At 47.9% G+C, this 21,455-nt stretch carries 19 protein-coding genes; 3 read left to right on the top strand and 16 right to left on the bottom strand.

All coding sequences use genetic code 11. The features are described 5' to 3' along the window. Window positions 1-107 precede the first annotated feature (107 nt). From BW952_RS04165 to BW952_RS04150, 4 genes are all read right to left on the bottom strand, one after another. Window positions 108-1,388 carry a UDP-N-acetylglucosamine 1-carboxyvinyltransferase gene (locus BW952_RS04165; RefSeq protein ID WP_045852560.1) on the bottom strand — a complete coding sequence of 427 codons (1,281 nt, stop codon included), beginning with the start codon at window positions 1,386-1,388 and terminating at the stop codon, window positions 108-110. A 95-nt stretch (window positions 1,389-1,483) separates the two neighbouring features. Next, a complete protein-coding gene (gene fsa, locus BW952_RS04160; RefSeq protein WP_045852556.1) occupies window positions 1,484-2,131 on the bottom strand; it encodes a fructose-6-phosphate aldolase in 648 nt (215 codons plus the stop codon). Between the two features lie 109 nt (window positions 2,132-2,240). Then, window positions 2,241-3,098, bottom strand: coding sequence for a class II fructose-bisphosphate aldolase (locus BW952_RS04155; RefSeq protein ID WP_045852557.1), 858 nt, complete (start codon window positions 3,096-3,098; stop codon window positions 2,241-2,243). A 103-nt stretch (window positions 3,099-3,201) separates the two neighbouring features. Then, window positions 3,202-3,564 (bottom strand): response regulator, encoded by a 363-nt coding sequence (locus BW952_RS04150; RefSeq protein WP_045852558.1) that lies wholly within the window; start codon window positions 3,562-3,564, stop codon window positions 3,202-3,204. Between the two features lie 174 nt (window positions 3,565-3,738). On the opposite strand from BW952_RS04150, the gene BW952_RS04145 reads away from it, so the two are divergent. Next, complete coding sequence (locus BW952_RS04145) at window positions 3,739-4,245, top strand: DUF2529 family protein (protein WP_414735845.1); 507 nt, start codon at window positions 3,739-3,741, stop codon at window positions 4,243-4,245. Between the two features lie 632 nt (window positions 4,246-4,877). On the opposite strand, the gene BW952_RS04140 is transcribed toward BW952_RS04145, so the two are convergent. The 3 genes from BW952_RS04140 to BW952_RS04130 all read right to left on the bottom strand — a co-directional run bounded on the left by BW952_RS04140 (window position 4,878) and on the right by BW952_RS04130 (window position 7,511). Beyond that, complete coding sequence (locus BW952_RS04140; RefSeq protein WP_045852384.1) at window positions 4,878-6,476, bottom strand: CTP synthase; 1,599 nt, start codon at window positions 6,474-6,476, stop codon at window positions 4,878-4,880. A 164-nt stretch (window positions 6,477-6,640) separates the two neighbouring features. Then, on the bottom strand, window positions 6,641-7,195 hold the full coding sequence (gene rpoE / locus BW952_RS04135; protein WP_331428877.1) for a DNA-directed RNA polymerase subunit delta: 555 nt from the start codon (window positions 7,193-7,195) through the stop codon (window positions 6,641-6,643). Window positions 7,196-7,289: 94 nt separating this feature from the next. Next, window positions 7,290-7,511, bottom strand: a complete 222-nt coding sequence (locus BW952_RS04130; protein WP_045852385.1) for a hypothetical protein — start codon at window positions 7,509-7,511, stop codon at window positions 7,290-7,292. A 286-nt stretch (window positions 7,512-7,797) separates the two neighbouring features. On the opposite strand from BW952_RS04130, the gene BW952_RS04125 reads away from it, so the two are divergent. Then, a complete protein-coding gene (locus BW952_RS04125; RefSeq protein ID WP_045852386.1) occupies window positions 7,798-8,814 on the top strand; it encodes a YsnF/AvaK domain-containing protein in 1,017 nt (338 codons plus the stop codon). 18 nt (window positions 8,815-8,832) lie between these two features. Here the strand turns inward: BW952_RS04125 and BW952_RS04120 are convergent, their stop codons facing one another. From BW952_RS04120 to speE, 9 genes are all read right to left on the bottom strand, one after another. After that, complete coding sequence (locus tag BW952_RS04120) at window positions 8,833-9,480, bottom strand: TetR/AcrR family transcriptional regulator (RefSeq protein WP_045852387.1); 648 nt, start codon at window positions 9,478-9,480, stop codon at window positions 8,833-8,835. Window positions 9,481-9,493: 13 nt separating this feature from the next. Then, a complete protein-coding gene (locus tag BW952_RS04115; protein ID WP_045852388.1) occupies window positions 9,494-10,618 on the bottom strand; it encodes an acyl-CoA dehydrogenase in 1,125 nt (374 codons plus the stop codon). Further along, window positions 10,615-11,688: an acyl-CoA dehydrogenase family protein gene (locus tag BW952_RS04110; protein WP_045852389.1), complete on the bottom strand. Its 1,074-nt coding sequence runs from the start codon at window positions 11,686-11,688 to the stop codon at window positions 10,615-10,617. Before BW952_RS04110 ends, BW952_RS04115 begins: the two co-directional genes overlap by 4 nt. A gap of 15 nt (window positions 11,689-11,703) precedes the next feature. Beyond that, window positions 11,704-12,555 (bottom strand): 3-hydroxybutyryl-CoA dehydrogenase, encoded by an 852-nt coding sequence (locus BW952_RS04105; protein WP_045852390.1) that lies wholly within the window; start codon window positions 12,553-12,555, stop codon window positions 11,704-11,706. A gap of 34 nt (window positions 12,556-12,589) precedes the next feature. Beyond that, window positions 12,590-14,674, bottom strand: coding sequence for a (Fe-S)-binding protein (locus BW952_RS04100; RefSeq protein ID WP_045852391.1), 2,085 nt, complete (start codon window positions 14,672-14,674; stop codon window positions 12,590-12,592). Window positions 14,675-15,251: 577 nt separating this feature from the next. Then, window positions 15,252-16,922 (bottom strand): arginine--tRNA ligase, encoded by a 1,671-nt coding sequence (gene argS, locus BW952_RS04090; RefSeq protein WP_045852514.1) that lies wholly within the window; start codon window positions 16,920-16,922, stop codon window positions 15,252-15,254. Beyond that, window positions 16,919-17,353, bottom strand: coding sequence for a YwiB family protein (locus BW952_RS04085; RefSeq protein ID WP_045852515.1), 435 nt, complete (start codon window positions 17,351-17,353; stop codon window positions 16,919-16,921). The genes argS and BW952_RS04085 overlap by 4 nt, the downstream gene beginning before the upstream one ends. A 152-nt stretch (window positions 17,354-17,505) precedes the next feature. Further along, window positions 17,506-18,375, bottom strand: a complete 870-nt coding sequence (speB, locus tag BW952_RS04080; RefSeq protein ID WP_045852516.1) for an agmatinase — start codon at window positions 18,373-18,375, stop codon at window positions 17,506-17,508. A 1-nt stretch (window position 18,376) separates the two neighbouring features. Continuing rightward, window positions 18,377-19,204: a polyamine aminopropyltransferase gene (gene speE, locus BW952_RS04075; RefSeq protein ID WP_045852517.1), complete on the bottom strand. Its 828-nt coding sequence runs from the start codon at window positions 19,202-19,204 to the stop codon at window positions 18,377-18,379. Between the two features lie 325 nt (window positions 19,205-19,529). Between speE and BW952_RS04070 the strand changes: the two genes are divergently transcribed. Further along, on the top strand, window positions 19,530-21,452 hold the full coding sequence (locus BW952_RS04070) for a transglycosylase domain-containing protein (RefSeq protein WP_045852518.1): 1,923 nt from the start codon (window positions 19,530-19,532) through the stop codon (window positions 21,450-21,452). Window positions 21,453-21,455: the final 3 nt, after the last annotated feature.

Here is a 21,455-nt window from a genome sequence, read left to right as displayed (position 1 = left end):
TCCTATATTATAGCACATTTAAAAATTGTGCAGAATAATCTTCTAGGTTTTTCAAATGGAGAAGCCGCAGCATGACGGGTTCAGCGAAGCATCCTGTGACAGATGCTTCACTTGACCTCACTGTATTCTTCTTCTGTCATTTCTTCACGCCAAATGTCGGCGCCGAGGGCCGTTAATTTCTCCGTCAGCTTGCTGTAGCCGCGGTCGATGTGCTCAAGACCGGTGACTTCCGTTACGCCATCCGCCATCAGCCCTGCTATCACAAGAGCAGCTCCTGCGCGCAGGTCACTTGCTTTTACCTTTGCTCCCTGCAGCTGGACGGGTCCATTGATGATCGCAGAACGGCCTTCTGTTTTCACATTGGCCCCCATCCGGCGCAGCTCGTCAATGTGTTTAAAGCGTGCTGGATAGATCGTATCTGTCACAATCGCGGAGCCCGATGCTTTTGTTAAAAGAGAGGTAAACGGCTGCTGTAAATCGGTCGCAAAGCCTGGATAGACGAGTGTTTTAATATCGACCGTATTAAGGTCTGCTGCTTTCCCGACAAAGATGCGGTCTTCGCCAAGTTCAATCGGCACATTCATCTCCCGCAGCTTCGCGGTTAATGACTCCATATGAAGCGGAATGACATTATCAATAATGACGCCTTCCCCGGCAGCGGCGGCCATAATCATAAACGTTCCCGCCTCGATCCGGTCTGGAATAATCGAGTGGCGGCAGCCGTGCAGCTTCTCCACTCCATCAATACGGATAATGTCTGTTCCGGCCCCTTTAATAGAAGCACCCATGTTGGACAGCAATGTGGCGACGTCGATAATTTCCGGCTCTTTCGCGGCATTTTCAATAATCGTCTGCCCTTTTGCCCGTACAGCGGCCAGCATAATGTTAATCGTCGCTCCTACGCTGACCACGTCCAGGTAAATCCGTGCACCGCGCAGCTCTTTGGCGCGCAAGTAAATAGCGCCCTGCTCATTCGTCACTTCGGCACCCAGTGCTTCAAAGCCTTTAATATGCTGGTCGATCGGACGCGGGCCAAGGTGGCACCCGCCTGGAAGCCCAATCACCGCCTTATTAAAACGGCCAAGCATGGCGCCCATTAAATAATAAGAGGCGCGAAGCTTTTTTACTTTTCCATTCGGAAGCGGCATTGCCGTCATCGCCGTTGGATCAATATTCATTTCACCATCTTCAAACGTGACGATGCCGCCGATTTCCTCAAGCAGGCCCTTGAGCATATGAATGTCTGATATGTCTGGAAGCCCCTCGATTGTAATCGGTGATTCCGCTAAAATGGCGGCAGGGACTAAGGCGACGGCACTGTTTTTCGCACCGTCCACTTTAATCGTCCCTTTTAACGGATGACCGCCTTGAATTTTCAACTTTTCCATCATGATGTACTCCCTTCTTCCAGCGTAAACGGAAAGCGGGAAAGCTTTCTTGGTAGTCGTAGTTTAACCGATAACACTCTTCTCATGTACACATATTATTTTGCTTTGCGCTTTTCCCAGTCAGCAAGGAAGCCTTCGATGCCCTTGTCTGTTAGCGGGTGTTTAAACAGCTGCTCAAGCACTTTAAACGGTGTTGTCGCAATATGCGCGCCTTTTAAAGCAGAAGCTGTAATGTGCTGCGGATGACGGATCGATGCCGCAATGATTTCTGTTTCAATACCGTGAATCGCGAAGATGTCCGCAATCGTTTCGATTAATTCAAGGCCATCCTGTCCGATATCATCTAAACGGCCAAGGAACGGTGATACGTATGACGCACCCGCGCGAGCAGCCATTAATGCCTGGTTTGCACTGAAAATAAGCGTCACGTTTGTTTTAATGCCTTCTTTCGCAAATACTGCGACCGCTTTCAAACCTTCCGGCGTCATTGGTACTTTTACCGTAATGTTCGGCGCAATTTTCGCAAGCTCACGGCCTTCTTCAATCATGCCTTCTGCGTCAAGCGCAATGACTTCTGCACTTACAGAATCCGAAACAAGCTCAGTGATTTCACGGAGACGGTCATGGAAAGGAATCGTTTCTTTGGCTACTAATGAAGGGTTTGTTGTTACACCAGAGAGGATGCCCCAAGAGTGTGCTTCGCGGATTTCGTCGATATTGGCTGTGTCGATAAAGAATTTCATTAAATATTCCCTCTTTTCAGTTCATTTTATTATATAAACAACAACCGCCTATTCGTTAAAAAAGGCGGTTCTTGTCGTTATTCGTTTTCAAGTATTGCGTAAAGAATGCTTATGCTTGGCCTGAAGAACCGAATTCACGCATTTTGCCGATAACCGTCGCTTTAATTGCATCGCGAGCTGGTCCAAGGTATTTACGTGGATCGTACTCTTCCGGTTTCGCTGCAAGTGTTTCACGAACAGCTTTTGCAGAAGCGATCTGGTTTTCAGTGTTTACGTTGATTTTAGCTGTGCCAAGAGAGATTGATTTCTCAATGTCTTTTGTCGGGATGCCTGTACCACCGTGAAGAACAAGTGGAACTCCTGTTGCTGCACCGATTTCTTCCATTTCAGTAAAGCCAAGGTTTGGTTCACCTTTGTAAGGACCGTGAACAGATCCAAGTGCAGGTGCAAGGCAGTCAATGCCTGTTTTAGAAACAAGCTCTTTACACTCTTCTGGGTCCGCATAGATAACGCCTTCTGCTACGATGTCATCTTCCTGGCCGCCAACAGTGCCAAGCTCTGCTTCAACAGAAACGCCTTTAGAATGCGCATATTCAACAACTTTAGATGTTGTTTCAATGTTTTCATCAAATGGATGGTGGGAAGCGTCGATCATAACAGACGTGAAGCCTGCATCGATTGCTTCTTTACATTTTTCAAAGCTTGAACCGTGGTCAAGGTGAATGGCTACAGGTACAGTTGTACCATAGTCTTCCATTAGACCTTCTACCATTTTAACAACTGTTTTAAAGCCGCCCATGTAACGAGCTGCGCCTTCAGATACACCAAGAATAACAGGTGACTTTTCTTCTTCAGCCGCCTGAAGGATCGCTTGAGTGAACTCAAGGTTGTTTAAGTTAAATTGGCCTACTGCGTATTTTTTTTCTTTCGCAGTGTCTAACATTTCTTTCATTGATACTAATGGCATTCTAGTTCCTCCTCTAAGGGAAATGTTTGCTTCATGAAAAAAACCACATTAGTATCATATCAAATTCATCTTTTTATTACCAACAGAATTTACGCTATTTCTGTTATTGGGTTAAATGATCTTTGACGGTTTTGCGAATATCATCGATGTCAAACGGCTTCGGCACATGCATAATAGCCCCGATCTGTTTGGCTTCCTGAATCATATCGAGCTCTCCATACGCTGTCATAATAATGGCGCGAATCGCTTGATTGTCACTTTTCATTTTTTTTAAAATTTCAATGCCGTCCATTCCTGGAATCTTCATATCGAGCAGCACCAGGTCGGGATTTTCATCTTTCGCCAGTTTAATCGCATCAGGACCATTTGCTGCCTGAAGGGTTTCATACCCCTCTTTTTTTAATACTTCGTTTAATAAAATCCGTATGCCATATTGGTCATCCACTATAAGTATTTTCGCCGCCATTCCGTTTTCCTCCTAAAAATATCTTCTTCCGTTTCTGTCTTTTACTTACATTCGACAGCATTTTTAAAATTCCTTTTTTTCCTTTTCCTTCAACAAGGCTGGCAGGTGTGCGTTTTCGCCAAAAGAACTTTATAATGAGGATAAAAAAGAAAGAGGCGAGACCGATTGTCTAAAATGTTTACAACCCAGCTGAGCGGTTTGTTAAAGCGCATCGGTGAAAAAGAAGAATATTCAATCGAGGATGCGGGACGTCTGCTGGCTCAAGGTTTGATCAGCGAAGGGTCTATATATATGAAGGGATTCGGTGAAATGGCTGCGATTGAAGTAGAAGCAGTATCCGGCGCTGAAACGCTGAAGGGGGTCAAAGCCTGGACTCCTGACGCCCGGCTTACAGAAGCAGACCGCGTCCTGCTTGCTTCACGATTTTCCGATGACACAGAAGCGTTTTCTTTTGCTAAAACATTGTCATCCGAGGGAATTCCCTTCACCGCAATGGCCTCCAAAACGGAAACAGCTGGATTAGAAGAGATAGCGGATGCGTTTATCGACCTTCGCCTGACCAAAGGGCTTCTGCCAAATGACGAAGGCGGCCGGACCGGCTTCCCTTCCTCGATTGCCGGGCTTTACGCTTACTTTTTACTGAAAATGACGATCGAAGAAATTATTGCGGAGTATGAGTAATTATTAACAAAAAAAGCAGGTGACACTTTCTCTTTTTCAACGCCGCTGTGCTTGCGCCAACATAGTCGGGGCGGCTTCTGCAGGACTTCGCGTTCGGAGGGGCGGGCGGTGAGCTAACTTTTGTCGCTACGCTCCAAAAGTGGATCTCACCTGACCCGCTTGATCCCTCCCGAGTCTTCGTCCTGCGCCAGCCGCCCTGGTGGGGAGGAAAAGCAGAGTGTAAAACCGAAAAAGAGAATCGTTCTGATTGGAAAGAAAGAGACGAGCCCCTCTGCTTTTCACCATGTAGGAAAAGCAGGCTTCATTCTTGATGTCACACGCTTTTCAAGAACAGCTGTCTGTTATTCCCGCTGTTCTTTTAGAACCACTACGGGCGGAGGGCTGCCGGTGAAGACTCCAGTTGGACGAGCGGACAGGCTGAAACAGACGCGCTTTTTGGGCTGGTTCAGCGTTCGCCCAACAGGAAAGCGGAACCGGCAGACCGGAGCCCCTGAATATGCTTTTTTAGAAAGTTAGACTGATTTTTTTCTTTAAAAACATGAACCATCGCCTGAAAACGTCTGAATTCTGTTGACATGTTTGTTTTTCAACAATGTAAAAAAAGCTGCCCTGATAGGCAGCTTTTTTGTTCATTAGCTATGTTCAATTGATGCTTTGATAAATTCTCTGAATAGCGGCTGTGGACGGGTTGGGCGCGATGTGAATTCCGGATGGAACTGTGCCGCGACAAACCACGGGTGATCCGCTAGCTCAACGATTTCAACAAGACGGCCGTCCGGGCTTGTGCCGGAGAAAATAAAGCCTTTTTTCTCCATCTGCTCACGGAATTCGTTGTTGAATTCATAACGGTGGCGGTGGCGCTCATATACAATTTCTTCATTGTAGGCAGCGCGCGCCTGTGTACCCGGTGTTAACTTACATGCGTAAAGTCCAAGGCGAAGTGTTCCGCCCAGATCTTCAATATCCTTTTGCTCTGGGAGCAGGTCGATAATCGGATATGGTGTTTCCGGTGCAATTTCCGCTGAATGGGCACCTTCAAGGTTTAATACGTTTCGAGCATATTCAATAGATGCAAGCTGCATACCGAGGCAAATGCCGAAGAATGGCACCTTGTTTTCACGCGCATACTTAATGGCCGCAAGCTTCCCATCAATGCCGCGATCCCCAAAGCCGCCCGGTACGATAATACCCTCAGCATCCTTCAGACGTTCGGCAGCATTTTCTTGAGACAGTTCAGCCGAGTTGACCCAATCGATTTCCACGTCGGCGTCAAACTGATAACCCGCATGCTTGAGTGATTCAGCTACTGAGATGTAGGCATCCTGCAGTTCAACATACTTCCCGACAAGAGCAATGCGTGTTTTGTTCGGAAGGTTGCGCACTTTATCTACAAGCGCATTCCATTCCGTCATGTCTGCTTCGTGACACTGCATTTTCAGCAAGCGGCAAACGAGTTCGTCCATGTTTTGCTTTTGAAGCATCAACGGCACAGCATACAGTGTATCTGCGTCAGTCGCTTCGATTACGGCTTCTTTGGCAATGTCACAGAAGAGGGCAAGCTTATCCTTCATGTCCTGCGAAATCGGCATTTCCGTCCGTACGACGATAATATTCGGCTGAATGCCAAGGCTCCGCAGCTCCTTTACACTGTGCTGTGTCGGCTTCGTTTTCATTTCACCGGCTGCTTTTAAATACGGAATCAGCGTACAGTGAATGTAAAGAACGTTATCCTGGCCAACATCGCTTTTGATCTGGCGAATCGCTTCTAAAAACGGCAGCGATTCGATATCGCCTACTGTCCCGCCGATTTCTGTAATGACAACATCTGCACCGGATTCTTTGCCGGCGCGGAAAACGCGCTCTTTAATTTCATTGGTAATGTGCGGGATTACCTGTACAGTTCCGCCCAAGTATTCACCGCGGCGCTCCTTGCGAAGAACCGTTGAATACACCTTGCCTGTTGTGATGTTGCTTAGCTTCGTTAAATTGATGTCAATAAAACGCTCGTAATGGCCAAGATCCAGATCCGTTTCAGCGCCATCGTCGGTCACAAATACTTCTCCGTGCTGATACGGGCTCATTGTTCCCGGATCCACGTTAATGTATGGATCGAATTTTTGAATAAATACCTTTAACCCGCGATTTTTCAGCAAACGACCAAGCGATGCCGCCGTAATTCCTTTTCCTAAAGATGAAACAACGCCGCCCGTTACGAAAATATATTTCGTCAAAATGAAAATCCTCCTTCAATGGTTCTAAGTTCTCCAAAAAATACAAAAAACGCCCCGCTTACTTCTCAGTAAGAGGAGCGTTATCGACTAAGTTCATCGTCTCATAAAGAGCCCAAATAAAATACTACAATTCGCGAATGAAATAGTCAAGGGCAGATTCTTGTTTATTTGCTGTCGAGGTCGTATTCATCCTCGGCGCCTTCTTCTTCTTCAAAGTCATCGTCATCGTCTTCTTCATCCAGGTCTTCATCGATATCAACATCGATGTCTTCCTCCAGATCCTCGTCCAAATCGTCTTCATCAACATCAATATCTTCTTCGACTTCATCAAAGTCCTCTTCCTCGAAGTCAACGATATCCTCTTCTTCAACGACTTCTTCTTCGAAATCATCTTCAACCACTTTTTTCGCTTTTTTCTTGCGTGTTTTCACTGGTGCATTGGTTGTTTCCTCTTCCAGTTTTTCAACTGGATACCACGCGCGCAGACCCCAGCGGTTTTCACCAAGGGGCAAAAAGCTGCCATCAATATTTAAATCTGTATAAAATTGAACCATGCGGGATTTTACTTCTGCATCGGAAATGTCTAGATGCTTTTTAATTTCCGCTAATAAATCGTTGAATGCAACCGGCTCCCGCTTTTCAGCAAGAATTAAATGTGCCAGTTCAAGGAATGCCATTTCTTTCAGTTCTTCTTTCGAATGTTGTTGCAAGCTCACCATCCGCACTTCCCTTCTCTATTTACACGCCCAAAAGAGCAAAAACATTTTTTGCATATTCTCCATTATAAACAAAAAATATGGCTGTATGCCATATTTATGTGATGATTTCTGCTTTTTTTCCTGTAGGAGCGGGAGAAGGAGCTGTTTTTTTCGCTTCCCGGCGCTTTTTTGCCCGCCCGGAAAGCTCATCAAATGTTTTATAAAAGAAAAATATCGAAAGAAGCAGGAACGGAATAGCTCCCAATTGTTTCATATAAAGCCAGTATGATCCCACCGATACTAGAGCCACAATGAGGTAATGAAGAAGCTGCTTCACGTTTTCACTTCCTTTCTTTCGACAAATTTAGTGTAGTTGCATTCCATTTTCCCATTATACTCTCTTACTATAATAAGAATATGTATGTAATGTAAATTTATTTATGCCTATTCCCGCTTTTATAAAAATTTAATCGATTTTCCACGAAATAGGATCTTTCGGCACAGTTGTGTGTCCTTGTAACCATTTTCATCCTGTTGTGTTTCGAGTCATGACTGCCGGGTATTTTAAAGAGCAGAACAGAAAAACAAAAATAAAAACAAACCTTTCAGGAGGGTATTCTATCATGGATGACAAAAAATTTATTGGCGTATATCACAGCGAAACAGATTTAATGGCGAAAATGGACGAATTAAAAGCGCATGGCTATTCTGAAGAAGATATGTACGTGACAGCGAAAGATAAGGATGCCGTTTCAATGGTGCGCGGACGGACGAATGCAGAAGTTGAAGCAGCTGGTGGATCATGGGGAGACCGTTTCATGTCGTTCCTTTCAGGTGTGGATCCGATTCGCGGCGCATTCCGCAACATGGGCGTTTCTGATGAGGAAGCAGACCGTTATTACAATGAAGTAGAAAATGGCGGCTTTCTTCTATATGTAGACCGTGATTACAGCAACCGTTATGATGACGACTACGATCCGAGCCGTACGGTAGGTATTGCCGATGGGAACAGAGCCGATTTAGAAGAAGAACACTTGGATCCGATTGATTATGACGGCCTTGATAAAGTAAACAGAAATAATCGTGATGCTTCCATTGAAACCGGAATGACGGATACAAACCTTGGCAGCAATCTGCATTCAGAGCGCGAAGACCTTCGGGCGGACCGCAGCGACGGCCTGCGGACAGAGGATGGATTAACAGAAGAAGAAACACTCCGTCTTCACGAAGAGCGTTTAAATGTAAACAAAGAACGCGTTCAGACGGGAGAAGTTCATATCGAGAAAGATGTAGTAGAAGAAGAGCAGGTCATTGATGTACCGGTTGAACGGGAAGAAGTATTCGTTGAACGACGTCCTGTAACAGACAATGACTTAACAAGAGACGAAGGCGACCTAACCGGTTTTGACGACCGCGATCGCGCGTTTAAAGACGACCACGACACGATTCGCGTTCCGATTACGGAAGAGCGCGTTGAAGTAACGAAAAAACCTGTCGTGACAGAAGAAATCGTTGTCGGCAAGCGGAAAGTACAGGATACTGAAACTGTTCGTGATACGGTTCGCCGTGAAGAAGCTCATATCGAAGAAGATATTGACGAAAACGGACGCACTCGCAAAGACCGCGACGGCTTGCTATAATAAGAAACCGCTCTTCCTTCACTGGAGAGCGGTTTTTTTCTTGTGTCCACTTACTCCTTCTAGCAGCAAATTCGTTTGCAGTTCAATGTATTCCTCCAGCGTGAAGCTTTTTTGCAGCATCCATCGGCGAAACCCCCACATTTGACCCTGTACGAATATGTTTTGTGCAATCAGGTGAACGTGCGCCTCCCCCATATCCAGTACGCCCCGGTCGACACATTTTTGAATGAGCGTTTCGAGCATGCCGGTCATGTCGACTTCTTTTTGAAGGACATAAGGAAGAGCATCCTTTGAAAGAGACTTTGCTTCCTGATACATCACGAGCACTTCGTCCTGCATTTCATCCATCACATGAAAATAAAAGCTTATACCGAGTTTGAGGCTTTCCAATGTTCCCTGCTCAAGATCAATATGTTCAAGCCGCCTTTTCACCTGGTCATAAATACTGTCGCACACAAGGTACAGCACATCTTCCTTTGTTCGAATGTATTCATACAATGTCCCGATGCTAAAACCGGCGGCCTTTGCGATTTCGCGGGTGGTTGTCCGGTGAAATCCTTTTTGCTTAAACAGCTGGACAGCGCCCCGAATCATTTCAGTCCGGCGTTTTTCAATCAGCTGTTCATCTTTGACCGACGTATGCACCGGCCGTTTTGTTCGCTCCATTTCTTGCACCGCCCTACTTTGTCAGCATTCTTGAAATAACGAGGCGCTGAATTTCCTGCGTCCCCTCGTAAATTTGCGTAATCTTCGCATCGCGCATGTACCGCTCAACCGGATAGTCTTTCGTATAGCCGTACCCGCCAAAAATTTGAACCGCTTCGGTTGTCACCATCATTGCCGTATCACCAGCCAGCAGCTTTGACATCGCCGACGCCTTTCCGTACGGCTCTCCTTCTGTTTCCAGCCAGGCGGCCTGATAAGTAAGCAGCCGCGACGCTTCAATGGCCGTCGCCATATCGGCTAATTTAAACGAAATGCCTTGATTGGCGATGATCGGCTTGCCGAACTGCTTTCGCTCCTGGGCGTATTGCAAAGCCGCGTCAAGTGCGCCCTGTGCAATTCCGACAGCCTGTGCCGCAATGCCGTTCCGCCCCCCATCGAGCGTTTTCATCGCAATTTTAAAGCCGCTGCCGATCTCGCCCAATACATTTTCAGCAGGAACACGGCAATGGTCAAAAATAATTTCAGTTGTTGGCGATGAACGAATGCCCATTTTCCGTTCTTTTTTTCCGATCGAAAATCCTTCACATTCTTTTTCAATGATAAAGGCGGTGACACCTTCTTCTGCTGCGGCAAACACGATATACAGATCGGCTATGCCGCCATTGGTAATGAAAATTTTCGATCCATTTAAAATAAAGTGTTCTCCATCGCGGCGGGCAGTGGTTTTCATCCCGCCTGCATCCGATCCGCTTCCCGACTCAGTCAGCCCGTAAGCACCGATTTTTTCCCCCAGTGCCATTGGTTTTAAATAACGCATTTTTTGCTCTTCGGTTCCAAAGGCATAAATCGGCCACCCGGCAAGGGAGGTGTGGGCAGATAAAGTCACTCCGGTTGACGCGCACACACGCGATAACTCTTCCACCGCGATGCAGTACGCTAAATAATCACTGCCAATGCCTCCGTATTTTTCCGGCCACGGAATGCCTGTTAAGCCGAGCTCCGCCATTTTCCGAAAGATGTCCTCATCAAACCGTTCTTCTTCGTCACGAATCGCCGCTGTCGGCGCCACTTCCTTTCGCGCAAAGTCCCGCACCATTTTCCGAATCATGTCATGCTCTTCTGATAACATAAAGTTCATATCCCAGTCCCCTTTGCTAAATGCTTGCTAATGACAATGCGTTGAATTTCAGAAGTGCCTTCGTAAATTTCCGTTACCTTTGCATCGCGAAAATACCTTTCCGCCCTGCTGCTCCCGCTGATTTCCCGCAGACAATCACCGGCTATCGTGACAGCCGCTTTTGAAGCAAACCATTTGGCCATCGAAGCTTCTTTGCCGCAGGACAGCCCTTTTGACCTCAAAAAAGCGGCCCGGTACACAAGAAGGCGGGCTGCTTCCACAGAAACCGCCATATCAGCCAGCAGCACGCCCAGATCGTGCTGCTTCGCTTCATCAAAAGCAGCTTCTGCAATGCCCAGTGCCTGTGCCGCAATGCCAATCCGTCCCCCATCAAGATTGGCCATTGCTATTTTAAAGCCTTCCCCTTCAGCCCCGAGCCTGTTTGCCAGCGGAACACTCATCTGGTCAAACAGCACCGTGACCGTTTTAGAACCATTCAGCCCCATCTTTTTTTCATCCTTGCCGATCACCAGTCCCGACGTTCCTTTTTCAACAATAAACGCCGTTACTCCTTTTTCCGCCCGCGCAAATGCTATATAGACATCGGCCGCACCGCCGTTTGTAATAAATACCTTTGAGCCATTCAAGATGTAATCGCTACCATTTTTATGTGCCGTTGTTTTCATTGCTGCCGCATCAGATCCGGACGATGGTTCGGTTAAACAAAATGCACCGAGCCATTCTCCGGAAGCAAGCTTTGGAATATACGTCTTTTTCTGCTCCTCTGTCCCAAAGGAAAGAATCGGATTCGTGCCGACAGACGTATGGACAGAGAGAATAACGCCTGTCGCCGCACTCACCCTGGACAGCTCGTGAATCGCTATTATATAAGAAAGAAAGTCCTGTCCGCTCCCCCCGTAGGCAGTCGGGATCGGAATGCCCATCAGCTGCTGGCTGGCCATTTTCTGAACGAGTTCAAATGGGAATTCCCCTGCCTCCATTTTCGGAATGAAGGTGGCCACGATCTGCCGGGCAAATTCACGCACCTTCCTGCGCATTTGTTCCTGCGCATCCGTTAAACGAAATTCCATCCCGATCGCCTCCGTTTACTCGTACGTATAAAATCCCCTGCCCGCTTTTTTTCCTACCCATCCGGCTTTTACGTATTTCCGGAGAAGCGGACACGGACGGTATTTATCGTCACCGAAGCCTTCATGAAGGATTTCCATTATCGATAAGCACGTATCCAGCCCGATAAAGTCCGCCAGCTGAATCGGCCCCATTGGATGATTCATGCCGAGCTTCATCACCTCGTCAATCGCTTCCTTTGTTGCCACCCCCTCATAAAGAGTGTAAATCGCTTCGTTGATCATCGGCATTAAAATTCGATTGGATACAAAGCCGGGGAAATCATTTACTTCAACCGGCATTTTCCCGATCGTTTTGGTGACGTCTTCCACCTTTTTGTAGACCTCATCCTCTGTGGCCAGCCCGCGAATAATTTCGACGAGCTTCATCACAGGCACCGGGTTCATAAAGTGCATGCCGATGACTCGTTCAGGGCGGTCGGTTGCAGCGGCAATTTCCGTTATCGGCAGCGAAGATGTATTCGAGGCTAAAATGGTATGGTCCTGCGTGATTTCATCAAGCTGGGCGAAAATGTCGCGCTTGACGTTCATCTTTTCCACGACGGCTTCTATCACCATGTCAACAGCCGATGCATCCTGTAAGGAATGTGCCTGGGTGATTTTCTTCCGCGCAGCTTCTTTTTCCTGCTCATCCATTCGCTGCTTTTCAACGTTCCGCGCAAGATTCTGGTCAATTCTGTGCAGCGCTTTTTTTGTTTTTTCTTCATGCAGATCGTAGAGCAGAACATCATATCCCGCCTGCGCACATACCTGGGCGATGCCTGCCCCCATCTGTCCTGCGCCAATCACCATGATTTTTCTTATTTTCACTTTATGCCCTCCTTCAGGGGAATGGCGGTTTTTCTTATCCGGCGCTTGCTTCCTGCTGGCCAAAAACCGATTTCTCCAAAATTTCCGCCACGTCATAAGTGGAAACCGTCTCTTCCACTTCCTTCGCCTTCGTTCCGTCACTGAGCATCGTCAAGCAGAACGGACAGCCCGAGCTGATGATAGATGGCGTGACTAAAAGCGCTTGTTCTGTACGGGCAACATTGACCCGGTGACCGGTGTCCTCCTCCATCCACATCATGCCGCCGCCTGCGCCGCAGCACATGCCATCCTGACGGTTTCGCTTCATCTCAACCAGCTCCACACCCGGAATAGCGGTTAAAATCTCGCGCGGCGGATCATACACGTCATTGTAGCGGCCGAGATAGCACGAATCATGGAAGGTGATTTTTTCGTTCACCGCGTGCTGCGGCTTTAACCGGCCTTTCTTCACAAGTGTATCTAATAATTCTGTATGGTGGTATACTTCTGCTCGAAATCCAAAATCCGGATATTCATTTTTAAAAATATTATACGCGTGCGGATCAATCGTCACGATTTTTTTCACATCATTTTTTTCAAATTCAGCAATATTCGCTGCCGCCAGCTCTTGGAATAAAAATTCGTTGCCAAGACGCCTCGGTGTATCGCCCGAATTTTTCTCTTTATTGCCCAGAATCGCAAAGGAAACGCCCGCTTCATTCATTAACTTGGCAAAGGACAGCGCGATCTTCTGGCTGCGGCTGTCAAATGCCCCCATCGAGCCGACCCAAAATAAATATTCCGGCTCCTCGCCTGCTTTTTGCGCTTCCTTAAAGGTTGGGATGGAAACATCATCGCGAAGGTCGCGCCATTTTTCCTTGTCTTTCCGGTTGAGCCCCCACGGATTTCCCTGACGTTCAATGTTTTGCATCGCGCGCTGGGCATCCGGATTCATTTTTCCTTCTGTTAAAACGAGATAGCGGCGCATATCAATGATTTTATCCACATGTTCATTCATGACCGGACACTGATCCTCACAGTTGCGGCACGTTGTACACGCCCAAATCTCTTCTTCAGTGATCACGTCGCCAATCATCTGTGGACTGTACGGATCAATCCCTCTGGCAATTTTATTTCCTTCTGTATCAGCAAAAGCAAAGGCCGGTACCCATGGCTGCTGCGAGGTGACCGCTGCCCCGGTAAAGGTTAAATGGTCGCGCAGCTTCACAATTAAATCCATCGGTGACAGCATTTTGCCTGTGCCGGTTGCCGGACACATATTCGTGCATCGGCCGCATTCCACACATGCGTAAAAATCGATCATTTGTGTTTGAGTAAATTCTTCAATTTTCCCTACCCCGAAGGATTCCTGTGTTTCATCTTCAAAATCAACTTTGCGCAGCGTGCCTGCCCGGTCGAGCCGGTGAAAGTACGTATTCACCGGTCCAGCAATTAAATGAGCGTGCTTGGACTGCGGCACATAAACGAGAAAGGCAAGCAGCACAAACAAGTGAATCCACCACATTACATAAAACAAGCCAATGACGACCGGCTGTGACAATCCCGCAAAAACGAGTGCAATGACGGATGCCACCGGCTCCGATCCGCTCCAATGAATGGATTCCTCGTGCCAGATAAGCGACATGCCGTTCCCCACCAGAACAGAAACCATAAGCGAGCCGATAAAGATTAAGACAAGGCCGCTTTTCCAGCCGCGCTTTAATCGGACGAGCTTTTCAATGTAGCGACGGTAAAACGCCCAGACGACGGCAACAAGAATCATCAGCGTGACCAGCTCCTGGAAAAAAGTGAACGGTCCGTATAGCGGTCCGAGCGGCAAGTGAGCCCCCGGCATAATCCCCTTGATAATAAAGTCCAGCGCCCCCAGCTGAACGAGTAAAAAGCCGTAAAAAAACATTACGTGAATGGCACCGCTTTTCGGGTCCTTTAACAGCTTTTTCTGCCCGAATACATTAACCATAATGGCCCGGAGCCGTTCATCCCTTTTTTGTTCGAATTCTTCTTTTTTGCCGAGCTTAATAAATTCGTACCGTGTTTTCAGTAAATAAACGAATAAATAAACCGCGTAAGCGATTACAAAAATAGCCGCGATCAAATTCAGCCACAGCAATCCGTTCATACTCTGCACATCCCTTCCAATTGATCCCCTTTTCTTCTCTCCATCGTAATATATGAATGAGCATTCAGTCAATTATTTTTTCAACAAAACAAAAAGAGCGTTCAATGAGAAATAAGGGACAAATCCGTTTTTTCAAAGCCACCGTGCTTGCGCCAACACAGTAAGGGCGGCTTCTGCAGGACTTCGCGTTCCTGGGGGCGGGCGGTGAGCTAACCCGCTTGATCCCCAAAGAGTCTCCGTCCTGCGCCAGCCGCCCATAGTGTGGAGAAAAGCATTCCATGATATCAAGGAAGGGGTCATTTTTGATTTCATCCGCATCCTCAAAATGATAAAAAGCTCTTGAACGAACAGCTGTCTTTTATACTCCCTGTACCTTCAGAACTACTAAGGGCGTAGGGAGGCCGGAGAAAACTCCTGCTCCTGTGGGACGAGCGGAGCCAGCAGCCTGAAGCCCCTGAATGTTCTTTTTTAGAAGGACAACCCATTCCTTGCTAAGAAAAAACGTCTGTTTTCTCTTGATACGTTTGCTTTTTAACACGACAAAAAAGCTGCCAGGCAAGCCCGGCAGCTTTCTTAATTACATTTTTTCCGGTGCGGATACACCGATGAGCTTTAGTGCGTTTTTCAATGTGATTTGCACTGCCTGTACGAGGGCAAGGCGTGCAAGGGATGCTTCTTCGTTTTCTTTGTCGACTACTTTTTGCGAGCCGTAGAAGCTGTGGAAGGCCGCTGCGAGCTCGTGTACGTAGTTGGCAATCCGGTGTGGAATGCGTTTATCAGCGGATTCTGCCACCACCTGCGGGAAGTCGCCGATTTTTTTCAAAAGCGCCACTTCTTTTTCAGATGTGAGCAGTGCGACATTTGCGCTGGCGGATGCATTTAAGCCCTGTTCAGCGGCCTGGCGCAAAATGCTGGAAATGCGGGCATACGCGTATTGTGAGTAGTACACCGGGTTTTCGTTTGACTGGGACACAGCCAGATCAAGGTCGAAATCCATATGTGTGTCGCCGCTGCGCATAGCAAAGAAATAGCGAACGGCGTCCAGACCGACCTCTTCCACAAGCTCGCGCATCGTTACGGCTTTGCCGGTCCGCTTGCTCATTTTCATTTTTTCGCCGTCTTTATACAGCTGCACCATCTGGATAACTTCCACTTCCAGCTGATCCGGCTTCATGCCGAGTGCTTCCACTGCTGCTTTCATCCGTGGGATATAGCCGTGATGATCCGCACCCCAGATGTTAATGACCTTTTCGAAACCTCGTTCAAATTTATCCCGGTGATACGCAATATCCGGTGTTAAGTACGTATACGAGCCGTCCTGCTTGCGTAACACACGGTTTTTATCATCGCCGAAGTCCATTGAACGGAACCAGAGCGCGCCGTCTTCTTCAAACGTATGGCCTTTTTCGTCGAGTGCGTTTAATGCTTCGTCGATTTTGCCGTTTTCATAAAGCGACGTTTCAGAGAACCAGACGTCAAAGTGGACGCGGAAATCCGCCAGGTCCTTTTGAAGCTTCGCCAGCTCCAGCTTTAAGCCGTGCGCACGGAACGTTTTATAACGCTCTTCTTCTGACGCCTGCACGAATTGATCGCCAAACTCGCCTGCCAACTCTTTCCCGATCTGAATAATATCCTTGCCGTGATAGCCGTCCTCCGGCATGTCTTTGTCCAAACCGAGCGCCTGGTAATAGCGGGCTTCAACGGATAACGCCAGATTGTGAATTTGATTGCCGGCGTCGTTAATGTAATATTCGCGCGTCACGTCATAGCCGGCAGCATCCAGCACGTTGCACAAGGAATCACCGACGGAAGCGCCGCGCGCGTGGCCCAAATGCAAATCGCCGGTTGGATTGGCTGACACAAATTCCACTTGAATCTTTTCATTTCCGCCTGCGTTTGAACGCCCGTAGCTGTCGCCTGCTTGAAGAACCGCTGGCACAAGATCCGTTAAGTAGCTGTTGTTCATGTAAAAATTGATGAAGCCCGGTCCGGCAATATCGATTTTTTGAACTGATCCTTTCGACAGATCCATGTTGGCCTGAATCGCTTCGGCAATTTGGCGCGGTGCTTTTTTGGCAATTCGCGCCAGCTGCATCGCCATGTTTGTTGAATAGTCGCCGTGCGCTTTATCCTTTGGTGCTTCAAGCAAGACAGCCGGGATTTCGGCTTCTTCGGCAAGGCCTGCTTTTAAAACAGCCTGTTTAATTTCTTCCTTTAGCTGCGTTTGCATTTGTTCTGCAATGTTCACGAGTGTTCCTCCAGTTCATAATGAATGTTCATTGTGTAGGTGCCAACCGCATCCCCCTGCATCAGCAGCTTATACACTAATTCTGCCCGTCCGGTGCCTGTACCGTCCGTTTTATGGGTAAATGTTTTCGTATCGGTTGTGACCAGCAGTGTGCCGTACTGACTTTCGTATGAGCCGTTTAACAGCTGCCCTTTTTCAAAGATCATCCGCATCTTCAAGGCGCCGCTTCTTAAAATAAGCGCATTTGCGTCTGCGAGCTTGACGATCGTATGCACCACGCCCTCATCCTGCACTTCATCGTACTTTAAAAACGTGGACCCGTCCTTTTGAAACAAACGGCCAAAGAGCGACAGTTCAAACGTCTCTTTTTCCCCTTCGTGCGCTACATCTGTTTTCACCCAGATTTTCACTGGCACCTGTTCATCCGTCACGCCGAATCACTTCCTTGTTGTCATATTTGTTTATTTTAACATAGAAATCAAAACGGCTGAACGTCTCTTTTTTTTATATCGGCGTTACCGGACCGAAAGAAGCCGAACGATTGAATCGTCCGGCTTCCTTTCCTTTATGCTTTCGTTTTTTGTTAAAAAAAGCCGAGCAGCATTTCCCGGATCAGCTTTGAGGCTGTGTTGGCAGTTTGCTCGGAGCTGTCATAAACCGGTGCAACTTCCACCAGATCCGCTCCAACCACTTGAACATCAGACCCGGCAATCGCATGGATCGACGCCAATAGCTCTTTGGATGTGATGCCGCCGCAGTCTACCGTTCCGGTGCCCGGGGCATGAGCCGGGTCCAGTACATCAATGTCGATTGTGACATAAACTGGACGTCCAGCCAACGTCGGCAGGATTTCCTTCAATGGCTCAAGCACCTCGAATTTCGAGATGTGCATGCCGTTTTCCTTTGCCCACTGAAATTCTTCCTTCATGCCAGAGCGGATACCGAATGAATACACGTTTTTCGGGCCGATGTGCTCGGCGATTTTGCGGATTGGCGTGGAGTGCGACAGCGGCTCTCCTTCATATTGCTCGCGCAAATCGGTGTGCGCATCAAAATGAATAATGGCCAAATCCTCGTGTTTTTTCGCCACAGCCTTCATCACAGGCCACGACACTAAATGCTCGCCGCCCATGCCGAGCGGCTTTTTGCCGTCAGCCAGGAGGCCGTCAATATATTCTTCAATCATATCAATGCTTCGCTGTGCATTTCCGAATGGCAATGGAATATCCCCTGCATCGAAATAAGCAACCTCGTCCAGCTCACGGTCTAAATACGCACTGTATTCCTCCAGACCAATCGATACTTCGCGAATGCGGGCCGGGCCAAAGCGGGAGCCTGGACGGTAGCTGACTGTCCAGTCCATCGGCATGCCGTACAGAACAACCGAGCTTTCTTCATACGAAGACTGCATGCCAATAAAGACATTTCCTGAATACGCCTCGTCGAATCTCATCTTATGTTAAATCCTGCACGAATTTCGGCAAGGCGAATGACGCTTTGTGCAGCTCTTTCGTGTAATACTTCGTTTCGATTTCGTGGAAACGGCTGTCCTCTACCGCAAGTGGATCGTGTTTCTTTGACCCGATCGTGAAGCACCATAGTCCGCTTGGATACGTTGGAATGTTCGCTGTGTACAAGCGTGTAATCGGGAAGATTTCTTTTACATCGGATTGTACCTGGCGAATTAAGTCTGCTTTAAACCACGGGTTGTCACATTGAGCGACGAAAATACCATCTTCCTTCAATGCTTTGGAAATGCCTGCGTAAAAGCCTTTTGTAAACAAATTCACTGCTGGTCCGACGGGCTCAGTTGAATCAACCATGATCACGTCGTATTCGTTTTCCGATTCAGCGATGTGCATAAAGCCGTCGCCTACTTTTACTTCTACACGAGGGTCTTCCAGGTCGCCTGCAATTTCAGGAAGGTATACCTTTGAATACTCAATGACTTTGCCGTCAATTTCAGCCAGTGTCGCTTTTTTAACAGACGGATGCTTTAATACTTCACGAATAACGCCGCCATCACCGCCGCCGACAACAAGAACGTTTTCCGGGTTCGGGTGCGTAAAGAGCGGCACGTGCGCCACCATTTCGTGATACACAAATTCATCGCGCTGGCTTGTCATCACCATGCCGTCCAAAAACAGCATGTTGCCCCATTCTTCCGTTTCAACCATTTCTAAATATTGAAAGTCTGTTTGTTCTGTATGCAAAGTACGTTTCACTTTCATTGTGATTCCGTAGCTGCCTGTCTGCTTCTCGGTATACCATAATTCACTCATTTTATTAATTGCCTCCTTCTTTTTCTGAGGATTTCCATTGCTGAAAGTTCAGCACTAAAAAAGTATAGAACAAATCAAATAAAAATCATAGCGATTTTGTGACAGTATGTTTAAAATTGCGCCAACATTTTCATAATAGAAGAAAACAGCTGAACACGACCTGTACTAACTATGAATCTGACCGGTAAAAAAGCCGCATTGACTGATAAACCATTCGATTTGACCGATAAACGTAAGTTATCAGTCAGATCTTGCTATTTATCGTTCGAATGAGCTCACTTACCCGTCACTTCCCATGAATATCGCTTGAGAGGAGATGTGACCGATGAAAAAATGGCTCGCTGTTTTTTTTATATTGATCGCAGGCGCTGCCGCTGCTTTTTTTTATGCGCTGTACGCCCCTGGACCGCCTGACGTAACTGTGCCCCGCTCCACCTTGTTTTATGCGGCAGATGGAACAAAAGCGGCCGAAACACATTCAGGAGAAAAAAGGTACTGGGTGAAGCTCGACAACATCGCACCGTCTGTCGTGAATGCGGTTATTTCAATTGAAGACAAGCAGTTTTATGACCATTTCGGCCTTGACCCGAAGCGGATTGCCGGCGCTGCACTAGCAGATCTCAAAGCAATGGCGAAAGTGCAGGGTGCAAGCACCATTACACAGCAATATGCCCGTAATGTTTTTTTAACGCACGATAAAACGTGGACGCGGAAGCTGAAGGAAGCGTGGCAGGCCCTTCGCATTGAAGCGTTTTATTCAAAGGATGAAATTTTAGAAGGCTATTTGAATACCGTTTATTTCGGGCATGGCGCCTACGGGGTTGAAGCTGCTTCCCAGTTTTACTTCGGCAAGTCTGCCGATGCCTTGACCGTGTCAGAATCGGCTCTGCTTGCCGGTATTCCGAAGGGCCCTTCGATTTACTCACCGCTTGCATCCCGTGAAAAGTCAGAGCAAAGACGCCGGCTGATTTTGTCGGAGATGAATCTACCGAAAGCCGAATACGAAAAAGCCATCGCCGAGATTCCAGATGTAAAAGGAGCGTTTGACCAAGGGGAAAATGCGGCTCCTTACTTTATCGATGCGGTGCGGACGGAGCTTGAAGCCCTCGGCTTTAAAGAGCAAAGCGGTCTCAAGGTGTATACAACGCTTAACTTCATCCATCAGGAGGCCGCTGACCAGGCTGTCGCCGATGGAATTGAAGCCGGAGCCTCGGTTCAGTCTGCGCTCGTGTCAATTGATCCGAAAACCCATTATGTCACCGCCCTGTCCGGAGGCCGCGACTATGCAAAAAGCCCCTTTAACCGCGCTGTACAGGCGTTCCGGCAGCCGGGTTCGTTGATGAAGCCTTTTTTGTATTATGCTGCCCTTCAAAATGGTTTTACACCTGTGACGAAACGAGTCAGTGAACCGACCACATTCAATAACACGTATTCACCAAAAAACTTTAACAGCCAGTATGCGGAACGCGGCGTCACCATGGCGGAGGCACTTGCTGTCTCGGATAACATTTATGCCGTGAAAACGAACATGCTGCTGGAGCCGGAAACACTGGTCAAGACGATGAAGCAGTTCGGCGTGTCATCTGAATTGGAGCCTGTCCCCTCTCTCGCGCTCGGCACGTCGGGCATGACGGTGTTAGAATCAGCGAACGCTTACGCCACAATCGCCTCAGGCGGTGTATACGGCAAGCCCGTTTTCATTACAAAAGTGGAAGCGGCAGATGGCACTGTTCTGTACCGCTACAAGAAAAATCACGAGCAGCGATTGGATGAAAAGAAGCTAGCCGTCCTGACCCGGATGATGACCGGTATGTTTGATGAAACAATGAGTACGTACGCTGCGCCGACAGGAGCCGCAATGGCTGCTTCCCTGACACGTCCCTATGCCGGAAAATCAGGCTCGACGCCGTACGACTACTGGATGGCTGGATTTACGCCTGCACTTGCTACTGTTGTTTGGACGGGCTACGATGACGGATCGGAAATTACCAAAACCGAAGACCGGTCACGCGCAAAGGTGATCTGGTCTGCTTTTATGGAAAAGGTTCATATGGGGCAGCAGCCGCAGGAATTCAAGTGGCCGCGCGGTTTGATAGAAGTCGAAGTCGATGTGGAAACAGGCACCGCTTGTACAGGTGGTCACAAGCTGTTGTTTGAGCGGGGAACGGAACCAACAGAAGAGTGCCAGCCGGAAACCGATCCTATAGAAGATCAGCTGTTTCCGGAGCTGCCGGAATGGTTCCGATGACAT

The organism is Domibacillus enclensis (assembly GCF_900156125.1).
Classification (GTDB): domain Bacteria; phylum Bacillota; class Bacilli; order Bacillales; family Domibacillaceae; genus Domibacillus; species Domibacillus enclensis.
Note: the sequence above shows the minus strand (reverse complement) of the source record. Positions and strands in the feature narration are given on the sequence as shown.